Here is a 21,103-nt window from a genome sequence, read left to right as displayed (position 1 = left end):
GGTTCCTCCGCGTCAAATCCTGCGTCAAGGGGACAGGACGCCGGTTGGCCGGGGCGCCCGGGGTCAAACGGTCAGATACTTCCGGACCTCCGTTTCGGACAGATCCGCTCCGGTTCCTGACAGCACGATCTCGCCCCGGTCCATCACGCAATAGTCGTCGGCAAGGTCGCGGGCGAACTCGAAATACTGTTCCACCAGCACGATCGCCATGGTTCCCTGGTCGCGCAGCCAGGAAATCGCCCGGCCGATATCCTTGATGATCGATGGCTGGATGCCTTCGGTCGGTTCGTCCAGCACCAGCAGTTTCGGCCGGGTCACCAGCGCTCTTGCGATGGCGAGCTGCTGCTGCTGTCCGCCGGACAGGTCGCCGCCCCGGCGGCCGAGCATGTCCTTGAGCACCGGAAACAATTCGAAGATCGTCTCGGGAATGAACCGCTCCCGGCGGGCGATCGGCGCATAGCCGGTCTCCAGGTTCTCCTTCACGGACAGCAAGGGAAAAACCTCCCGTCCCTGGGGCACGACGGCAATGCCCCTGCGGGCGCGCGCATGGGCCGGCAGGGAGGAAATGTCCTGGCCGTCCCAGAAGATTTGTCCGGACGAAATGCCGTGCTGGCCGGCGACGGCGCGCAGCGTGGAGGTCTTGCCGACCCCGTTGCGGCCCATCAGACAGGTGACCTTGCCGACTTCGGCGGTCAGCGACACTTTCTTGAGGGCTTGAGCAGCGCCGTAGTGAAGATCGATATTGTCAACTTGCAGCATGGTTTCTGACCTAACGGACTTAAGCCCCTGGAGGGCGTTCCGGACCCTTATCGGCAATTCGGCTTGGAGGCTGGGCAAGGGCCGTGTTCACGCGGCATCGTCATCGTCCCAGATAAACCTCAACGACCCGCTCGTCGGCTGAGACGTGGTCGAGGGAGCCTTCGGCAAGGACGGATCCTTCGTGAAGAACCGTGACCTTGACACCCAGGGAACGCACAAACACCATGTCATGCTCGACCACGACGACCGAATGATCATTGGCTATATCCTTCAGGAGTTCGGCGGTTTCAGCGGTTTCGGCGTCGGTCATGCCGGCGGCGGGTTCGTCCACCAGCAAAAGTTTCGGGTCCTGCGCCAGCAGCATGCCGATTTCCAGCCACTGCTTCTGGCCATGGCTCAGATTGGCTGCCAGCTCATCGCGCTTGCCACCGAGCCGGATCAGATCCAGCAGGCCGTCAATGCGTTTGCGCTCGCCCTGGGCGATCACATGAAACAGCGTTGCGAAGGGGCCGCGCGGGGCTTTCAGGGCAAGTTCCAGATTGTCCCAGACCGTGTGGCTCTCGAACACGGTCGGTTTCTGGAACTTGCGCCCGATCCCCAGTTCGGCGATCGAGGCTTCATCCTCGCCAGTCAGGTCGACGCTGCCGTTAAAAAACACCTCGCCGGAGTCCGGGCGGGTCTTGCCCGTGATCACGTCCATCATCGTGGTCTTGCCCGCGCCGTTCGGGCCGATGATGGCACGCATCTCTCCCGCGGCAATCGTCAGCGACAGTTCGTTCAGGGCCTTGAAGCCGTCGAATGAGACGGACACCCCGTCGAGATACAGCAGGCTGCTTGCTCTTGCCATGGTGCTACTCCGCTGGCTGGGGCTCGGCGGGGCCGGGCGTCCGGTTGGATGGCTTGGGCGGCGTCACATTGGCCGGCGCACCGGGCGATTGTGGCGGCGCGGAGGGCGGTTCGTCCGATCCGGCTCCGTAATCCGCCGAGATCCGGCGCTGGCGCAGGGCGGTCCAGCCCTGGCCGAGCGTGCCGACGATGCCTTTGGGCAGGAACAGCGTGACGACCACGAACAGGCCGCCGAGCGCGAACAGCCAGATATCGGGCAAGGCGGCGGTGAACCAGGTCTTGGCGAAGTTGACCAGCACCGCGCCGAGCACGGCGCCGACCAGCGTGCCGCGTCCGCCGACGGCCACCCAGATCACCACCTCGATGGAATTGGCCGGAGCGAATTCGCCCGGGTTGATGATGCCGACCTGGGGCACGTATAGCGCGCCGGCGATACCGGCCATCATGGCCGACAGGGTCCACACGAACAGCTTGTAGTGCTCCACCCGGTACCCGAGGAACCGCGTCCGGCTTTCCGCATCGCGCACCGCGACCAGAACCTTGCCGAGCTTGGAGCGGGTGATCGACCGGCAGATGAGGAAACAGATCACCAGCGCCAGCCCCGATGCGGCGAACAATCCGGCGCGGGTCGTGTCGGCCTGGATGTCGAAGCCCAGAATATCCTTGAAATCGGTCAGCCCGTTGTTGCCGCCAAATCCCATGTCGTTACGGAAAAAGGCGAGCAGCAGCGCGTAGGTCAGCGCCTGGGTGATGATGGACAGGTAAACCCCGGTGACCCGTGAGCGGAACGCGAACCAGCCGAACACGAAGGCGAGCAGGCCGGGCGCCAGCAGCACCATCAGTGCCGCGAACCAGAACATGTCGAAGCCGTACCAGTACCAGGGCAGGTCCTGCCAGTTCAGGAACACCATGAAATCCGGCAGAAGCGGATCGCCATAGACACCGCGCGTGCCGATCTGGCGCATCAGGTACATGCCCATGGCATAGCCGCCGAGGGCAAAGAACGCCGCGTGGCCGAGCGAGAGGATGCCGCAATAGCCCCAGACCAGGTCGACGGCCAGCGCCAGCAGGGCATAGGTCAGATATTTGCCCATCAGCGTGACCGCGTAATTGGGCACGTGGAAGGTGGAACCTTCCGGGACCAGCAGGTTGGCGGCCGGAACCAGCACGATCACGGCCATCATCAGGGTCAGGAAAATCCCGGCGCGCACATCCATGGCTCGGAAGAGAAACGAGGTCATCATGCTTCGACTGCCCGGCCCTTGAGGGCGAACAGGCCCCTTGGACGCTTCTGGATAAAGAGGATGATGAAGACGAGCACGAAGATCTTGCCGAGCACGGCGCCGGCATAGGGCTCGAGGAACTTGTTGACGACACCGAGTGTCATGGCGCCCACCAGCGTGCCCCACAGATTGCCGACCCCGCCGAACACCACCACCATGAAGCTGTCGATGATGTAGCTCTGGCCGAGATTGGGCGAGACGTTGTCGATCTGGCTGAGGGCGACACCGGCGATGCCGGCGATTCCCGATCCGAGACCGAAGGTGAGGGCGTCGATCCACGGGGTGCGGATGCCCATGGAGGCGGCCATGCGCCGGTTCTGGGTGACCGCGCGGGTGTAGAGCCCGAACGGCGTCTTCTTGAGGAACAGCATCAGTCCCGCGAACACCAGCAGCGCGAAGACGATGATCCACATGCGGTTATAGGTGATCGTCATCTGGCCGAGTTCGAAGGCGCCGGACATCCAGTCGGGATTGCCGACCTCCCGGTTGGTCGGCCCGAAAATCGAGCGCACCGCCTGCTGCAGCATCAGGGAAATGCCCCATGTGGCCAGCAGCGTCTCCAGGGGGCGGCCGTAGAGCCAGCGGATGACGCCGCGCTCGATGGCGACACCGACGAGACCGGAGGCGAGGAACGCCAGTGGCAGGGCGATGAACAGGCTGTATTCGAACAGGCCGGGCGCCGAATTGCGGATCAGCTCCTGCACCACGAAGGTCGTGTAGGCGCCGATCATCACCATTTCGCCATGGGCCATGTTGATCACGCCCATCACACCGAAGGTGATCGCAAGGCCGATCGCGGCCAGCAGCAGCACCGACCCCAGCGACAGGCCGTACCAGATGTTCTGGGCCGCATCCCAGCTGGCAATGGATTTCTGGATCTTCGTGACGGCCTGTGTCGCCGCCGCCTGCACGGCTCCCTCCGTGTCGGCCTGAACGGCGATCAGCAGAGACAGCGCATCCCGGTTGCCCATCTCGGAGAGGGTCTGTACCGCATCCAGTTTCTGGGGCTCGTCCAGGTCGGAATTCAGAACGGCCGCGGCGCGGGCTTCCGCCATCACCTTGCGCACGCCGTCATCGGTTTCCGCCGCGAGCGCCGCGTCAAGCGCCTCGATGCCGTCCGGATCCCGCGCCTTGAAGATCGCTTCCGCGGCCGCCTTGCGAACCTGCGGGTCGGGCGCCATCAGGGTGAGGGAGCCCAGCGCGGAGCGGATGACCCGGCGCAGCTTGTTGTTGACCTTGATCTTGGACACTTCCCGTCGGCCGGCCTCGCCGGCCGCTTCCAGCGTCAGCGGATCGGTGAGCGCGTAGCCCTTGCCTTCCTTGCGGGTGATGAACACCGCGCCGTCGGATTTGCGGAAATAAAGGTCCCCCTCGCCGAGAGCCTCCAGTGCCGGCGCGACCAGCGGGTCGCCCGTGGCGACCAGCGTCCCGATCTGTTGTTCGGTCTGCGCGTATTTCCCCTTGGCCAGATCGTCGATCAGCGGACGCAGCGTGTCCGGGTCGCTCTGGCCGAAGGACGGTCCGCTCGCGGCGCACATGAGAAGGCCGACGAGCAGGAAGAATGACTTCAGAAGGGACATCGTGTCCGCCTTGCGAGGGTTTGTTTTCATGTTGTTCTTGGGTTTCGAAGGAACCCCCACCCCTAACCCCTCCCCACAAGGGGGAGGGGGATTTGGCCTTGCCGGTGGCAACGCTCTACCGTGAGATTTGCTCACGATGAGGCTGCGGCTTGTCGGCGTCTTCAGCCTGGTTCCCCTCCCCCTTGTGGGGAGGGGTTAGGGGTGGGGGTATTCTCGTGCACGAAACCCGGGAAGGGGCGGGCCCGGAAGGCCCGCCCCAACTCCGTTTTTCCGTTAGGAGCCGGAACCGCCGCACTTGCCGGTTGCGGTGTTGAAGTTGCCGCAGGACAGGGGCGCGCGCCAATCGGAGATCAGGTCCTTGGAGCCGTCCAGATAGTCGGACCACGCATCGCCGACGACGAGGCCGGAGGTTTCCCACACGGTTTCGAACTGGCCGTCATCCTGGATTTCTCCGATCAGCACCGGCTTGGTGATGTGGTGGTTCGGCATCATCGCGGAGTAGCCGCCGGTCAGGTTGGGAACGCTGACGCCGACGATGGAGTCGATGACCGCGTCCGGATCGGTGGTGCCGGCTTTCTCGACCGCTTCGACCCACATGTTGAAACCGATGAAATGAGCTTCCATCGGGTCGTTGGTCACCCGGTTGTCGTCGCCGACATAGGCCTGCCAGGTTTCGATGAACTCGGCATTGGCATCGGTGTCGGCGGACTGGAAGTAGTTCCAGGCGGCCAGGTGGCCGACGAGCGGCGCGGTGTCGAGACCGGCGAGTTCTTCTTCACCCACGGAGAAGGCGACGACCGGAATGTCCTCGGCCTTGATGCCGGCGTTGCCCAGTTCCTTGTAGAACGGAACGTTGGCGTCACCATTGATGGTGGAGACAACGGCGGTCTTCTTGCCGGCGGAGCCGAAGGTCTTGATGTCGGACACGATCGTCTGCCAGTCGGAATGACCGAACGGCGTGTAGTTGATCATGATGTCTTCTTCGGCAACGCCCTTGGCCTTCAGGTAGGCTTCGAGGATCTTGTTGGTCGTGCGCGGATAGACATAGTCGGTGCCGGCCAGAACCCAGCGCTCGACGCCTTCTTCGTTCATCAGGTAATCGACGGCCGGAATGGCCTGCTGGTTCGGTGCGGCGCCGGTGTAGAAGACGTTGCGCTGGCTTTCTTCGCCTTCGTACTGGACCGGGTAGAAGAGCAGCGAGTTCAGCTCTTCGAAGACCGGCAGAACGGACTTGCGCGAAACGGATGTCCAGCAGCCGAAGATGGCGTCGACGCCGTTGACTTCGATCAGCTCACGCGCCTTTTCGGCGAACAGCGGCCAGTCGGAAGCAGGATCGACGACAACGGCTTCCAGTTTCTTGCCGAGCAGGCCGCCCTTCTTGTTCTGCTCCTCGATGAGCATCAGCATGGCGTCTTTCAGCGTGGTTTCCGAAATCGCCATCGTGCCGGAGAGCGAGTGCAGGATGCCGACCTTGATCGTGTCTTCCTGCGCGGACGCGCCACCGATCATGGTGGAGGCCATCAGGCCGGCAAGCGCGAGTTTGGTGAATGTCTTTTTCATGAAAGTTCCCCTGTTGATTGACGCCGCCGGTTCCCATGCCGGCGGTTGGCGGCTGGAAGGACTGCCGCTGTCGGGGAAGGATCGTGCGCCGGAAGTGCCGCGCTGCAACATACGTCAATTGACGTAATCGGGGTTCGCGAGCGGGCGCCGGGATAAATTGCCGGCACCCGTGCCGCCCGGCAGCTCGCGCGGCCCTTGCCTGGCCATGCTGAGGTACGCTCGATGCGCGCTGCCGACGTAAAGACAGCATACGTCGGGACACTGCTCTGTTGTGTCGCACCCTCCTTGCCTTTCAGGCTAAAGGCCGACACTACATAGAGGGGATGGTGCGCTGCACTCGACCGAACAACAGTTGTATTCCCGGAGTTTCCTTCCGAAAGGCCTTCTCCTCATGAAAATGTCACACATCCTGATTGCGCTCGTCCTGGTGTCGGCTGCGGTTGGTGGTTGGATCTATTTCGCCCGGATCGAAAACGCGGCTCCACCGACAACGGCTGTTGTCACCCGCAGCACGGTTGAGGAAACGGTGCTGGCCTCCGGCACGATGGAGGCAAAACAGTTGGTCAGTGTTGGCGCCCGGGTGTCGGGGCAGATCGAGACGCTGGCGGTTGCCCTTGGTGAAGAGGTCGAGAAGGGCGACCTGATCGCCCTGATCGACAATCAAGACCAGCAGAATGACGTGCTGACTGCGAAAGCGAGCCTGGCGAACATCGAAGCGCAGATCGCCGCGAAAAACGCCAGCCTGATCAAGGCCGAGCGCGTTCTGGAACGGCATTTGAAGCTGGTTACTTCCGATTACGTCTCCAAGGAGGACGTCGACGCGGCGCAGGCGGATGTCAACGTCTTCAAGGCCGAACTCGCCGCTCTGGAAGCGCAGAAGGCGAGCGCCGAGGTCAGTGTCTCGACTGCGCAGATTGCGTTGGACCGAACCAGGATCACCGCGCCAATCTCGGGGACCGTAGTGGCGATCGTCAATGACGAAGGCCAGACCGTGAACGCCACGCAGAGCGCGCCGACAATAGTCAAGATTGCCGAGTTGGACATGATGGTGGTGAAGGCGGAAATTTCCGAAGCTGACGTGGTCCATGTGAAACCGGGCCAACAGGTGGTCTTCAGTATCCTGGGCGAACCCGATCACCAATTCACCGCCACAGTGCGCGATGTCGAACCCGCGCCCTCGGAAATCGAGGAGAGCGACACGATCTCGACCGACGAAGCGATCTATTACAACGGCTTGCTTGAGGTGGACAATCCCGGCCACCTGCTGCGTATTGGCATGACCGCGGAAGTCTCGATCATTCTCGACAAGGCAGAGGATGTCCTGACCGTGCCATCCTCGGCACTCGAAAGGGGACCGCGGGGCTACACCGTAATGCTTTACGATCCGGCCAATGACGCCACCAGCGAGCAGCGTGTCGAGGTCGGGCTGAACAACAAGGTCGTCGCCGAAATCAAGTCCGGGCTGAGCGAAGGTGACCTTGTGATCACGGGCACCGATGTTGCCGCGAGCAAGACATCGCAAGACAACGTTCGCATGCCTCCGATGAGGCTCTGACGATGGACGAACCCCTGATATCAGCGCGTGGGATTTCACGCAGCTTCCAGGCAGGCGAAGAGACAATCACCGTCCTGCGCGATGTCGACGTTGACCTCTGGCCGGGCGAGATGGTGGCGATCATCGGTGCCTCCGGCTCGGGCAAATCGACGCTGATGAACATCCTCGGTTGCCTCGATCACGCAAGCTCGGGCAGTTACAGCTTCGCGGGCCAGGATGTGAGTAAACTCGACCCGGACCAGCTCGCTCAGCTGAGACGCGAGCATTTCGGCTTCATCTTCCAGCGCTACCAGCTGCTGCCCGATCTCGATGCGGTGGCCAATGTCGAGGTGCCAGCGATCTATGCCGGTGAGAGCCGGGCGGTCCGACGCGAACGCGCCGCTGACCTGCTGGGCCAACTCGGCCTTGCCGAGCGGCTGGACCACCGGCCCGGCGAGCTGTCCGGCGGGCAGCAGCAGCGGGTCTCGGTGGCACGCGCGCTGATGAATGGCGGCGAGGTCATCCTGGCAGACGAGCCAACCGGGGCGCTCGATACGACAAGCTCGAAGGAGCTGATCGAGCTGCTGCTGGAGCTGAACCGCAAAGGCCACACGATCGTCATGGTCACCCATGACCCGGAGGTCGCCCAGCACGCGCATCGCACGATTGAAATCCGTGACGGGCGGATTGTCTCCGATACGAAGACTGCCCGCGAGGATATCGGCAATGCCGGGCGCCTTGAGCGCGCGCCTGCGGAACCACGCGCGGGGGCTGCCGTGTTCCGGATGCGCGAGGCTGTCGACATGTCGCTCAAGGCTCTGCTGGCGCACCGGGTGCGCTCGATGCTGACGATGCTGGGGATCATCATCGGCATCGCCTCGGTCGTGCTCGTGGTGGCGTTGGGAACCGGGACGCAGGAGAAGGTGCTCGACAACATTTCCTCGCTCGGGACCAGCACGATCACGGTGCGCTCCGGCACGGGCTTCGGCGCGCGCAACGTCAACAAGGTGCAGACGCTGATGCCTTCGGATGCCGATGTGCTGGCGCTGCAGCCCTTTGTCGACAGCGCTTCCCCCTCGGTCGCGACGAAAAGCACGGTTGTTTATCGCGGCATATCCTCCGATTCCGCGATCAACGGGGTGGGCGGCGACTATTTCCAGGTCCACAACTACGTCACCGTGACCGGCGCCACATTCGGCCCCGAAGATGTCACGGGTCGCACCCAGGTCGCGGTGATCGATGAGGATACGCGCGACACTTTCTTCGACGCCGATGTCGACCCGGTAGGCAAGGTCCTGCTGCTGGGTGGCGTGCCGGTGCGGGTGATCGGCGTGGTGCGTTCGAGCGGCGCAAGCTTCGGGCCGGAATCGCTCAATGTCTGGGTGCCCTACACCACGGTGATGGCGCGGATTTCGGGGCAGGATTTCCTCGACAGCGTCGCGGTGCGCGTGAGCGACGATCACGACACCACATTTGCCGAGAACGCAATCTCCGATCTGCTGACCAATCGCCACGGTACCAAGGATTTTTTCCTGGTGAATTCCGACACGATCCGCGAGACGATCACCTCGACGACCCAGACGCTGACCCTCCTGGTGGCGCTGATCGCGGTGATTTCGCTGATCGTCGGAGGAATCGGCGTGATGAACATCATGCTGGTATCGGTGACCGAGCGCACGAAGGAAATCGGCGTCCGCATCGCGATCGGGGCGCGGCGCTCCGACATCGTGGCGCAGTTCCTGATCGAGGCGGTGCTGGTTTGCCTGACCGGCGGCGTGCTGGGGATCGCCGGCGCGCTGATCGGCGGGCAGCTGGTGGGGTATTTCTCGGCCGATGTGCGGTTGAGTTTCTCGATGACGGCGATCGTGGTGGCCTTTCTGTCGTCGACCCTGATCGGGATCACCTTCGGCTTCCTGCCTGCACGCTCTGCGGCCAGGCTCGACCCGGTGGTGGCGCTGAACCATGCGTGAGAGTAACGCGGCGATCCTACGGGACCAGGGTCCTCATTTTATCAAAGGGCACCCGTGACCACACTTGCGCAGGTGCGACTGGTACAGAACCTGCATTCATCGCATCCCGATGCCAAACAAACCGGGTTTCACGGAGCGTGCGCCCGGTTGCGGCAATTTTACGACAAAAAAGCAGGCATATGCCTAAAAAACAACCAGTTTCATGACGGCCCGCCAGCGCATTCTGCCGGTGCGGCGGCAGTACAACAAATGGGTCAACAACCAGACCCTGGAAGATTACGCCTTGCGGTTCACGGCCAAAAGCGCCCGCAAGTTCTCCTCCCGCGCGATTTCCCAGACGGCCATCGGCGCGATTTCCTTTCTGGCGCTTGAAGCCATCGGCGGTGCGATCACGCTGTCGCACGGCACCGCCAACGCGTTTCTGGCCATTCTTGTCGGCAGCATTGTCCTGCTCGTCGTCGGCCTGCCGATCAGCCGCTACGCCATGCGGTACGGCGTGGACATCGATCTTCTGACGCGCGGTGCCGGTTTCGGCTATATCGGTTCGACGGTAACCTCGCTGATCTATGCCAGTTTCACCTTCATCCTGTTCGCGATCGAGGCCTCGATCATGTCGAGCGCGCTGGAGTTCGCCTTCGGCGTGCCGCTCTGGCTCGGTTACATCATCAGCGCGGTGGCCGTCATCCCGCTGGTCACCCACGGCATCACCTGGATCAGCCGGTTTCAGCTCGCAACCCAGCCCTTCTGGATCGTCCTCAACATTCTGCCCTTCCTCTTCATTGTCTTTACCGACTGGCAGGCGGTCGGCGCCTGGCTGAGTTTCCCGGGCATCGACCCGGCAACCCAGGCGGCGCGCGTCGACGGGGGCGGCTGGGGCAGCATCAACCTGATCAGTTTCGGCGCGGCGTCGGCGGTCATCCTGGCGCTGATGGCGCAGATCGGCGAGCAGGTCGACTTCCTGCGCTTTCTGCCGGCCCAGGATTTCGCCCGCCGGCGTCACCGGCTGGCGCTGTTCCTGGCAGGCCCCGGCTGGGTCGTGCTCGGCGCGCCGAAGATGGTCGCGGGCTCCTTTCTCGCCGTGCTGGTGCTGTCGCATGGTGTGCCCGTCGAGCACGCCGACGAACCCTCGCGCATGTATACGGTCGCCTTCGGCTACATGATCCCGAACGAGACCGTCGTGCTTCTGCTGATGGCGGCTTTCGTCGTGGTGGCCCAGTTGAAGATCAACGTCATGAACGCTTATGCGGGCTCGCTCGCCTGGTCGAATTTCTTCTCCCGCCTGACGCATTCCCATCCGGGCCGGGTGGTCTGGCTTGTGTTCAATGTCGGCATCGCGCTGCTGCTGATGGAACTCGGCATCTACGGGCTGCTGGAGGAAACGCTGGGCGTCTTCTCGATCATTGCCATGGCCTGGCTGTCGGCGATTTCTGCGGATCTTTTCATCAACAAGCCGCTCGGCCTGTCGCCGCCGGGCATCGAGTTCAAGCGGGCGCATCTCCACGACATCAATCCGGTCGGCACCGGCGCGATGCTGTTGGCGACATGCCTCGCACTGGCCGCGCATTTCGGGCTCTTCGGAGTGACCGCAGCTGCCCTGGCCACATTCCTGGCCATGGTGGTCGCCTTCGTTGCCGCGCCGGCGATTGCCTGGCTGACCGGAGGCAAATTCTATCTGGCGCGCAAACCGCGCCAGAGCTGGCAGGCCCTGGACCAGATATCCTGTTCGATCTGCGAGAACCCGTTCGAGCCCGAGGACATGGCCTATTGCCCGGCCTATCAGGCCCCGATCTGTTCGCTGTGCTGTACGCTGGACGCCCGCTGCCACGATTCCTGCAAGCCGAAGGCCCGCATCGCCTATCAGGTCGGCACGGTTGCGGAGCGGTTTCTGCCGGAAGACGCGCTGATCTTCCTGCAATCGCGCCTCGGCCGCTACGCCCTTGCCTCGCTGATGTCGATTGCCGGGATCGGCGCCGTGCTCTGGTTCATCTATGCCCAGGCCGCCAGCCGGCTCGGCGATCCCACCGGCCTCATCGCACAGACGGTGCTGCTGATTTTCTTCGTTTTCTCGATCGTCGCGGGCATCTCCTGCTGGTTCCTGGTTCTGGCCCATGACACGCGCCGCGTCGCGGAGGAGGAATCCGCCCGCCAGAACGCGCTGCTGCAGAAGGAGATCGACGCCCACAGCGCGACCGACGCCGCCCTTCAGAAGGCGAAGGAGAACGCGGAGGCGGCGAACCTTGCCAAGAGCCGCTATGTCGTCGGTCTCAGCCACGAACTCAGGACGCCGCTCAACGCCGTCATGGGCTATGCCCAGGTGCTGGAGCGCGATGAAAGCCTGCCGCCGGCGCGAAAACCCGCCGTCAGCACGATCCGGCGCAGCGCCGAGCACCTGTCCGGCCTGATCGACGGCCTCCTGGACATATCCCGGATCGAGGCGGGGCGGCTGCAGATCTATTCCAACGAGATCAACATCCACGAGTTTCTGGACCAGATCGTCGACATGTTCCGCATGCAGGCCGCGGCCAAGGGGCTCGGTTTCAGCTATTCGCGGGCCGCCAATCTGCCTGCATTCGTCAGAACCGACGAAAAGCGCCTCCGGCAGATCCTCGTCAATCTCCTGTCCAATGCCATCAAGTTCACCCCGGACGGGTCGGTGTCCCTGACCGTCGCCTATCGGTCCCAGGTGGCTAGCTTCGTCATCTCGGACAGCGGGCCGGGGGTTGCCCTGGACGACCAGGCCAAGATCTTCGAGCCGTTCGGGCGGGGCAAACCGGTCAACGGAGTGCGCACCCCGGGTCTGGGTCTTGGTCTCACGATCACCAAGCTGCTGACGGAGACGATGGGCGGGGCGATCGCCCTTTCCAGCGAGCCGGGCAAGGGCGCGGTTTTCGAGGTCCGCCTGATGCTGGCGGCCGTCGACCGTCCCGTGGACACCGTCCGCCGGGAACGTCAGGTGCGGGGCTACCAGGGCCGGCGGCGGACCGTCGCGGTGATCGACGACAATCCCGATCACCGGGCGCTGGTCCGCGATATCCTGCAGCCGATCGGCTTCAACGTCGTCGAGGCGGACAACGGGCATGCCTGTCTGGACACCGTTCAGCAGCTGGCGCCGGAGCTTTACCTGATCGACATCCTGATGCCCGGCATGAATGGCTGGGAGCTGGCGAAAGCCCTGCGTGAGCGGGGCGACGCGGCACCGATCGTCATGCTGTCGGCGAACATCGGCGACAAGGCCCTGCGTCCGGACGGCCCGGTCCATCATTCGGCGACCCTTGCCAAGCCCTTCGGCATCGGTCAGCTCTACGACCTTCTGCAAAAGCACATGGGCGTGAGCTGGACCGAGCAGGCCAACGGCAATGACGCGCCCGTGGCACCGGAAGCACCCTTGCTGTCGCCGGGCGCGGCGCATGTTGCCGATTTGATATCGCTGGCCGACATCGGATATGTGGAGGGCATAGAGGCGAAACTGAACGAGCTGGCGCAAGCGCCGGAAAACCGGCCCTTGACGGAAGCGTTGCAGGTGCATCTCTCCCGCTTTGATTTCAAGGCCTACAAAGACGTGTTGAGCGGACTGGAGACACATGACGGATGATCGCCGCGATACGGTCCTTGTGGTGGACGACAGCCCGGAGACGCTGGGCTTCGTCACCGAAGCGCTGAGGAAGACAGGCATCACTGTTCTGGTCGCCACCAACGGGGAGGCGGCACTCAAGGTCTGCGACAAGGTCACGCCGGACACGATCCTCATGGATGCGGTGATGCCGGGTCTGGACGGTTTCGACACCTGCCGAAGGATCAAGGACAATCCGGCATTGCGGCACATCCCGGTGATCTTCATGACCGGCCTCTCGGAAACCGAGCACATCGTCCGTGCGCTCGAATCCGGCGGGGTCGATTTCCTGACCAAGCCCATTGATGTCGACGAATTGAAGGCCCGCATCAGGGTTCATCTGAAAAACGCCCGCTCGGTGCAGAGCGCCCATGTGGCGCTGGATGCCGCCGGCCGGCACCTGGTAGCGGTCTCGGGCGACGGGGCGGTGCTCTGGTCGACGCCCCAGATCCAGAACCTGCTGGCCCGTACCGGCGCGGCGGATACCAGCCTGTTCCGGCTGGGCAGGTCCCTGGGAGAGTGGCTCGATGCTTCGGACACGGCGCAGGACCGGCGCAAGAGCTTCATGCTCGGCCTGTCTGAGGACCTTGCCGTGCAGCTCCATCCGCTCGGGCGCGTCGGCCCGGATGAAAACCTGTTCCGGGTCACGGCCGAGGACGAGGCCGGTCAGAAACAGGCGCTCCAGGAACGGTTCGAACTGACCCAGCGCGAAGCCGAGGTTCTGATCTGGATCGCAAAGGGAAAGTCCAACAAGGACATTGGCGAGATTCTGGGCCTGTCACCGCGCACGGTGAACAAGCACCTGGAGCAGATCTTCATCAAGCTCGGCGTCGAGAACAGGGCCTCCGCCGCCGTCCGGGCCGCGGAGGTGATCTTCTCGCTTTGAGGGCGTCTGACGGCGCGCCGGTGCTGAAGACGCGGGCGGGAAAACAGGCAGGAAAACGGGCCGCCCGTCAGGCGTGAAACGTCCTCTGTGAGGAGTTTATCTTGCAGCGCAACATTTTCTTTGCATAAAAAATGGTCCTGCGCATAATGGCGCCATGAGTGAGGGGTTGTCTATTCTCGTCATCGACGACAACAAGATCCGGGCGTCGATCATCGAAGAGGGATTGCGCGATGCAGGGCATGACGAGGTCATGCTCGTTCATCAGCTGGACGGGCTGGTGCGCCAGATCGCCGACCTCAACCCCGACGTGATCGTCATCGACCTTGAAAATCCCAATCGGGACAGGCTGGAACACATGTTTCAGGTATCGCGCGCGGTGCGGCGGCCGATTGCCATGTTCGTGGACAAGGCCGACAGCCAGTCTATCGAAGCTGCCGTCGATGCAGGAGTGTCGGCCTATATCGTCGACGGCCTGAAGCGTGAACGGGTGAAACCCATTCTCGACATGGCCATCAGCCGGTTCCGGGCGTTCTCTAAGCTTGCCACGGAACTGGAGGATGCCCGCAACGAACTGGCCGGGCGCAAGACCATCGATCGTGCCAAGGGCATTCTCATGAAGTCCAAGGGGTTGTCCGAGCAGGAGGCCTACGACCTGCTGCGCCGTTCGGCCATGAATCACGGCCGCAAGATCATCGATGTCGCCCAGAGCCTCGTGATCGCGAGCGGATTGTTGGAAGATTAGCACATGAGCTCTGCCAGATGGCCGGGAGGAAGCAGCTCCACGGCAGACCGGAGGAACATGGACACACATCTGACGCCCGTCATTGCCGGGTTCATACCGCTTCTGGACAGCGCCGTCCTGGTTGCGGCCAGGGAAATGGGCTTTGCCGAACGCGAAGGCATCGCGCTCAAGCTGGTGCGCGAAACGTCCTGGGCGAACATCCGCGACCGCATTGCCGTCGGCCATTTCGATGTGGCGCATATGCTGGCGCCGATGCCGATTGCCGCCAGCCTCAACCTGACAAGTCTCGCCGTCCCGATGCTGGCGCCGATGATCCTCGGGCTCGGCGGCAACGCCATCACGGTGTCGGCGGATCTGTGGCAGAACATGGCGGGCCGGGGCGCCGGTCCGGATGGCGATCCGGTCTCCACGGGCGTGGCTCTGGCCAAGATCGTCCGGGACAGCGGTGCTGGCCCGGAGGCCCGTCTGCGTTTTGGTGTCGTGCACCCGTTCTCCGGACATGCCTATGAGTTGCGCTACTGGCTGGCAGCCGCGGGCATCGATCCGGACACGGATGTCGAAATCTCGGTGATCGCGCCGCAGCTCATGGCGGACGCCCTCGCAGCCGGTCAACTGGACGGGTTTTGCGTCGGTGAACCCTGGAACACGGTGGCTGTGGCCGCCGGCACGGGCCGGATCGCGACCTACAAGCAGGCGATCTGGCCGGACAGTCCCGAGAAGGTCCTGGGCGTGACCCGCAAATGGGCCGAGGCGCATCCGGTGACGTTGTCCGCGCTGATGAGGGCGGTCTCGTCAGCGGCCGACTGGTGCGCGGATCCCGCGAACGCGGAACCGCTGGCCGTCCTGCTCGCGCGCCCGGAAATTCTGGCCTGTCCGGTCGAGGTCTGTCTTCCCGCCTTGAAGGGAGACATGCAGCTTGGACGCAACACGTCCCGGCGAATTCCGGAGTTCCTGACCTTTTCCGGCGGCGCGCGCGCGGCACCCTCACCCGGTCACGGCCAGTGGTTCTATGAACAGATGGTCCGCTGGGGGCAGGCGGAGCCTTCCGCGGAGGCGGAAGCCTCCGTGGCGCGGATCTTTTCGCCGGGGCTTTATCAGAGTGCGCTTGGTCTGGAAAATCTGCCGCGGCAGGCGCCGGCCCGGCTTTTCGACCGGCAGGACGGGGTAGTCGAATGACCCAGCGGCAGCAGGCGCGACATTGGGGCCTTGACCTCGCTGCAATGCACAAAAAAGCAACAGTTGCCTGCCGGACACGCCAACAAATCATGCATTGGCGCAGAAAAGACAAAAAGCCGGTATTGGTTCAGAGGTTTGATTTTTAAGGAAAAAATAGAATTTTTCTAATCTGGCACGCATTGTGCTTTCCATAAATACGTGGCCGACGCTGGCCAATTCATATTGCGCCCATGGCAGGGCGCCCAGGCAAAGCCGCCGTTGTGATCTGCATCTCCTCCTTTGATGCGTGGATCACAACGGCGGTTTTTTTTTAGCCAGCGTCCGGACAGGGCGCGTGGAAGGACAAGAGGGAACAGGACGTGACACAGGCAAGAACACTGAAGATGACCCGCAGGGTTGCATGTGCCGCCTTGATGGCCGCCACCGCGATCGTCCCGGCGTCCGGTGCATTCGCGGAGATGCTGGATGTCGAAAAGGACGAACTGACTTTCGGTTTCATCAAGCTGACCGACATGGCACCGCTCGCGGTCGCCTACGAACTTGGATACTTCGAGGACGAAGGCCTCTTCGTGACCCTGGAGCCGCAGGCCAACTGGAAGGTTCTGCTCGACCGGGTGATCACCGGTGAACTGGACGGAGCGCACATGCTGGCCGGTCAGCCGCTCGCGGCCACCATCGGCTTCGGCACCAAGGCGCATATCGTGACGCCGTTTTCCATGGATCTGAACGGCAACGGCATCACCGTTTCCAATGAGATCTGGGAGATGATGAAGCCGCATCTGGAAATGCAGGATGACGGCAAGCCGGTCCATCCGATCAAGGCGACCGCTCTGAAGCCGGTTGTCGAGGAGTTCAAGGCCGACGGCAAGCCGTTCAACATGGGCATGGTGTTCCCGGTCTCGACCCACAATTACGAGCTGCGCTACTGGCTGGCATCCGGTGACATTCACCCGGGCTTTTATTCCGGTTCCGACATTTCCGGCCAGATCCAGGCGGACGCGCTGCTGTCGGTCACCCCGCCGCCGCAGATGCCGTCAACGCTCGAGGCAGGAACAATCTACGGCTATTGCGTGGGCGAACCCTGGAACCAGCAGGCGGTCTTCAAGGGCATCGGCGTTCCGGTGATCACCGATTACGAGATCTGGAAGAACAATCCGGAGAAGGTCTTCGGCATGACCAGCGAGTTCACCGAGGAATACCCGAACACCACGCTTGCCGTCACCAAGGCACTCATCCGCGCGGCCAAGTGGCTGGACGAGAACGACAATGCCAATCGCATGGAAGCGGTCGAGATCCTGTCGCGCTCCGAATATGTCGGCGCGGATGCGGAAGTCATCGCCAACTCCATGACGGGCACCTTCGAATACGAGAAGGGCGACAAGCGCGACGTGCCTGATTTCAACGTGTTCTACCGCTACTTCGCGACCTATCCCTACTATTCCGACGCGGTCTGGTATCTGACCCAGATGCGCCGCTGGGGCCAGATCGGCGAATACAAGCCGGACAGCTGGTACGACGAGGTGGCAAAATCCGTCTACCGCCCGGACATCTATCTCAAGGCGGCGGAACTGCTTGTCGAGGACGGCCATGTCGCCAAGGAAGACTTCCCCTGGGACACCGACGGCTACCGCGCACCGACCCCGTCCGGGGACATCATCGACGGCATCGCCTATGACGGCAAACTCCCCAACGCCTATATCGACAGCCTTCCGATCGGCCTGAAAGGCAAGCAGGTCGTGACCGGCAACAACGTCGTCGGCGGCTGACAGCAAGGGGCGGAGCGGCGGCATCAGCCATGCCGCTCCGTTCTCTTCCATTGAAACGAACCAACAGAATTTCGAAACAGGGACGCCCATCATGGCCAATGCCGATACCGCAGGCAGTCAGAACCTTGCCCGCGCAGCGCGCCGGGAGAAGCTTTTCACGGGGATCAACAAGGCGTCCGGCTGGCTGGACGCGCTGGGCCTGTCCTGGACCGTGCCTCTCCTGAAGATGGCCGCCGGAGACAATCCGCGGGAACAGCTGGGGGAACTCAAGCGGGTGCTTTTGATCCCGCTGCTGGGCATTGCCGCCTTCCTGATCCTGTGGGGCGTTCTGGCACCCCAGGTTCACACATCTCTCGGAGCCGTGCCTGGTCCGGCTCAGGTCTGGTCGCAGACCGTCAACCTCTGGGAAGATCATGTGCGCGAGCGCGCCAAGGCCGACGCCTTCTTCGAGCGCCAGGAAAAGCGCAATGCCACGCTCGAAGCGGAAGGCAAGTCCGACAAGGTCAAGTGGCGCTCCTATACCGGCAAGCCGACCTATATCGACCAGATCGGCACCTCCCTGAAGACCGTCGGCCTCGGTTTCCTGATCGCGACGATCATCTCCGTTCCGCTCGGGATCGCCTCCGGCCTGTCGCGCTCCTTCAATGGCGCGATCAACCCGCTCATCCAGATCTTCAAGCCGGTGTCGCCCCTCGCATGGCTGCCGATCGTCACCATGATCGTGTCGGCGACCTACGCCAATCCGGTCGACTGGCTGTCGAAATCCCTGCTGATTTCCGCCGTCACCGTGACGCTGTGCTCCATGTGGCCGACCCTGATCAACACGGCGCTGGGCGTTGCCTCCGTCGACAAGGACCTGATGAATGTCGGCCGTGTCCTGCAATTGCCGACCTGGAAGACCATCACCAAGCTTGTTCTGCCGTCCTCCCTGCCGCTGATCTTCACGGGTCTGCGCCTGTCCCTGGGTGTGGGCTGGATGGTGCTGATCGCCGCGGAAATGCTGGCGCAGAACCCGGGTCTTGGAAAATTCGTCTGGGACGAATTCCAGAACGGCTCTTCCCAGTCGCTCGCCAGGATCATGGTCGCGGTGCTGACCATCGGCATCATCGGGTTCCTGCTCGACCGGCTGATGTTCGCCCTGCAGCGCGCCTTCACCTTCTCGGCGAACAGATAAGGAGACCGGACATGGCCTTTCTGGAAATTTCCGGCGTCTCCAAGTCTTATGGCGAAGGTGCCCGTCGCACCGACGTTCTGGACGACATCAATCTGAAAGTGGACGAGGGCGAGTTCATTGCCATTGTCGGGTTCTCCGGAACCGGCAAGACCACGCTGATCTCCCTGCTCGCCGGCCTAATCGAACCGGACACCGGCGGCATCGTCTTCAAGGGCAGGGAAATCGACGGGCCGAGTGCCGACAGGGGCGTGGTTTTCCAGTCCTATTCGCTGATGCCGTGGCTGTCGGTCACGGGCAATGTGGCCCTGGCCGTGGACAGCGTCTTCAAGAAGAAGAGCGCCGCTGAGCGCAGAGCAATCTGCGACAAGTATATCGCGATGGTCGGGCTGGCGCACGCAAGGGACCGCAGCCCGGCGGAACTGTCCGGCGGCATGCGCCAGAGGGTGGCCGTTGCCCGCGCGCTGGCGATGCAACCGGAGCTCCTCCTGCTCGACGAGCCGCTGTCGGCGCTCGATGCACTGACCCGCGCCAAGCTGCAGGACGAGTTCGCCGCGATCTGCGAGGAAGAGAAAAAGACAATCGTCCTCATCACCAACGATGTCGATGAGGCCATCCTGCTGGCAGACCGGATCGTCCCCCTGAAGCCGGGAACGAGCGCAACGCTCGGCCCGGAATTCAAGGTGCCGTTCAAGCGTCCCAGGGACCGGGGTGAACTCAATCACGACGAGGACTTCATCCGCCTGCGCGCGGAGGTGACCGCGTATCTGATGGAAGCCGGCGCCGAGCGCGGCGTGGATCTGGAGCGCGATATCGTTCTGCCGAACATCGTGCCGATCACCCAGCGCCCGAAAAACGGAGACAAGCTGCCGGACGCCTATGAGCGTGCGGCCGAAACCTCCAGGGAAGACCGCTATCTGGAGTTTTCGCAGCTCAAGAAGGTCTACCCGACCCCGAAGGGGCCTCTGACGGTCGTCGACGGGTTCGACATGAAAATGCGGAAGGGCGAGTTCATCACCCTGATCGGACACTCCGGCTGCGGCAAGTCCACGGTTCTGTCCATGGTCGCCGGTCTCAACCCGATCACCGACGGCGCGATCGTTCTCGACGGCACCCATGTGACCCAGGCGGGGCCTGACCGGGCCGTGGTCTTCCAGGCACCGAGCCTGATGCCCTGGCTGACGGCCTATGAAAACGTGGAACTGGGCGTCGACAAGGTCTACCCGGACGCCTCCCGGGCCGAGAAGCGGGATGTCATCGAGTACTACCTGTCCAAGGTCGGACTTGCCCATGCCATGCAGAAGTCGGCGGCCGATCTGTCCAACGGCATGCGGCAGCGGGTCGGCATTGCCCGGGCCTTCGCCCTGTCGCCGAAGCTGCTGCTGCTCGACGAGCCCTTCGGCATGCTGGACAGCCTGACGCGCTGGGAATTGCAGGACGTCCTGATGGATGTGTGGAAGCGCACCCAGGTCACCGCGATCTGCGTCACCCATGATGTCGACGAAGCCATCCTGCTCGCCGACCGCGTGGTGATGATGTCCAACGGCCCGAATGCCCGGATCGGCAACGTCATGGAAGTCGACCTGCCGCGCCCGCGCTCGCGCCGGGAACTGCTGGCCCATCCGGATTACTACGCCTACCGCGAAGAGCTTCTGGACTTCCTGGAAGCCTACGAGGGCGGGGCTGATCCGAGTGAGGAACAGCTCAAATCCATTCAGGAAAAACGCGCCACCAGGATGGCCCGGCAGAAGGCTGCCGTCGAAGCCGCCGAATGACAGGAAGAGAGACTGCCATGACGCCAGACCAAATCCAGCTCGTGCAAACCTCCTTTGCGAAAGTGGTGCCGATCGCAGATGACGCCGCCACCCTTTTCTACAGCCGCCTGTTCGAAATCGCGCCCGAGGTCAGGCCGCTGTTCAGGTCCGATCTCGGCAACCAGGGACGCAAGCTCATGACCACGCTCGGCGTGGTGGTGAACGGGTTGAGCAACCTGGAAACCGTCCTGCCGGCAGCCGAGGCACTGGCCGTCAAGCATGTCGGCTACGGCGTCACGGCCGAGCATTACAAGCCGGTTGGCGAAGCACTTGTGTGGACGCTGGGCAAAGGTCTCGGCGACGCTTTCACCGAAGACACACGGCGTGCGTGGCTGGCCGCCTATTCAGCCCTATCCGGCGTGATGATCACAGCAGCTTATCCCGATGCTGCGGCTGCGGAGTAAAT

The 21,103-nt window shown here is 62.9% G+C and carries 15 protein-coding genes; 10 read left to right on the top strand and 5 right to left on the bottom strand.

Annotated features, from left to right (window positions below; all coding sequences use genetic code 11):
• Positions 1–63 precede the first annotated feature (63 nt).
• The 5 genes from urtE to urtA form a co-directional block, all read right to left on the bottom strand.
• Complete coding sequence (gene urtE / locus AC0VX3_RS21230; RefSeq protein WP_475522188.1) at positions 64–759, bottom strand: urea ABC transporter ATP-binding subunit UrtE; 696 nt, start codon at positions 757–759, stop codon at positions 64–66.
• 100 nt (positions 760–859) lie between these two features.
• Entirely contained in the window at positions 860–1,606 is a 747-nt protein-coding gene (urtD, locus tag AC0VX3_RS21225; RefSeq protein ID WP_342894547.1) for an urea ABC transporter ATP-binding protein UrtD, read from the bottom strand.
• A gap of 4 nt (positions 1,607–1,610) precedes the next feature.
• A complete protein-coding gene (urtC, locus tag AC0VX3_RS21220) occupies positions 1,611–2,849 on the bottom strand; it encodes an urea ABC transporter permease subunit UrtC (RefSeq protein WP_475522187.1) in 1,239 nt (412 codons plus the stop codon).
• A complete protein-coding gene (gene urtB / locus AC0VX3_RS21215; RefSeq protein ID WP_475525222.1) occupies positions 2,846–4,468 on the bottom strand; it encodes an urea ABC transporter permease subunit UrtB in 1,623 nt (540 codons plus the stop codon). The genes urtC and urtB overlap by 4 nt, the downstream gene beginning before the upstream one ends.
• A 273-nt stretch (positions 4,469–4,741) precedes the next feature.
• On the bottom strand, positions 4,742–6,028 hold the full coding sequence (gene urtA / locus AC0VX3_RS21210) for an urea ABC transporter substrate-binding protein (RefSeq protein ID WP_475522186.1): 1,287 nt from the start codon (positions 6,026–6,028) through the stop codon (positions 4,742–4,744).
• A 391-nt stretch (positions 6,029–6,419) separates the two neighbouring features.
• On the opposite strand from urtA, the gene AC0VX3_RS21205 reads away from it, so the two are divergent.
• From AC0VX3_RS21205 to AC0VX3_RS21160, 10 genes are all read left to right on the top strand, one after another.
• The gene (locus tag AC0VX3_RS21205) at positions 6,420–7,583 is read left to right on the top strand and encodes an efflux RND transporter periplasmic adaptor subunit (protein WP_475522185.1); all 1,164 of its coding nucleotides are present in this window, start codon (positions 6,420–6,422) and stop codon (positions 7,581–7,583) included.
• 2 nt (positions 7,584–7,585) lie between these two features.
• Positions 7,586–9,532, top strand: coding sequence for a MacB family efflux pump subunit (locus tag AC0VX3_RS21200; protein WP_475522184.1), 1,947 nt, complete (start codon positions 7,586–7,588; stop codon positions 9,530–9,532).
• A gap of 202 nt (positions 9,533–9,734) precedes the next feature.
• Positions 9,735–13,124 carry a hybrid sensor histidine kinase/response regulator gene (locus tag AC0VX3_RS21195; protein WP_475522183.1) on the top strand — a complete coding sequence of 1,130 codons (3,390 nt, stop codon included), beginning with the start codon at positions 9,735–9,737 and terminating at the stop codon, positions 13,122–13,124.
• Complete coding sequence (locus tag AC0VX3_RS21190) at positions 13,114–14,028, top strand: response regulator (protein WP_475522182.1); 915 nt, start codon at positions 13,114–13,116, stop codon at positions 14,026–14,028. Before AC0VX3_RS21195 ends, AC0VX3_RS21190 begins: the two co-directional genes overlap by 11 nt.
• A 154-nt stretch (positions 14,029–14,182) precedes the next feature.
• Positions 14,183–14,770, top strand: coding sequence for an ANTAR domain-containing response regulator (locus tag AC0VX3_RS21185; RefSeq protein WP_348183800.1), 588 nt, complete (start codon positions 14,183–14,185; stop codon positions 14,768–14,770).
• Positions 14,771–14,827: 57 nt separating this feature from the next.
• Positions 14,828–15,946 carry a CmpA/NrtA family ABC transporter substrate-binding protein gene (locus AC0VX3_RS21180; RefSeq protein WP_475522181.1) on the top strand — a complete coding sequence of 373 codons (1,119 nt, stop codon included), beginning with the start codon at positions 14,828–14,830 and terminating at the stop codon, positions 15,944–15,946.
• Between the two features lie 413 nt (positions 15,947–16,359).
• Entirely contained in the window at positions 16,360–17,712 is a 1,353-nt protein-coding gene (locus tag AC0VX3_RS21175; protein ID WP_475525221.1) for a CmpA/NrtA family ABC transporter substrate-binding protein, read from the top strand.
• Positions 17,713–17,803: 91 nt separating this feature from the next.
• A complete protein-coding gene (locus AC0VX3_RS21170) occupies positions 17,804–18,886 on the top strand; it encodes an ABC transporter permease (RefSeq protein ID WP_475522180.1) in 1,083 nt (360 codons plus the stop codon).
• A gap of 11 nt (positions 18,887–18,897) precedes the next feature.
• Positions 18,898–20,658 carry an ABC transporter ATP-binding protein gene (locus tag AC0VX3_RS21165; protein WP_475522179.1) on the top strand — a complete coding sequence of 587 codons (1,761 nt, stop codon included), beginning with the start codon at positions 18,898–18,900 and terminating at the stop codon, positions 20,656–20,658.
• A gap of 17 nt (positions 20,659–20,675) precedes the next feature.
• Positions 20,676–21,101: a globin family protein gene (locus AC0VX3_RS21160; RefSeq protein ID WP_342894557.1), complete on the top strand. Its 426-nt coding sequence runs from the start codon at positions 20,676–20,678 to the stop codon at positions 21,099–21,101.
• Positions 21,102–21,103 lie beyond the last annotated feature (2 nt).

This window comes from Roseibium sp. QJM3NY_11 (assembly GCF_056173175.1).
Note: the sequence above shows the minus strand (reverse complement) of the source record. Positions and strands in the feature narration are given on the sequence as shown.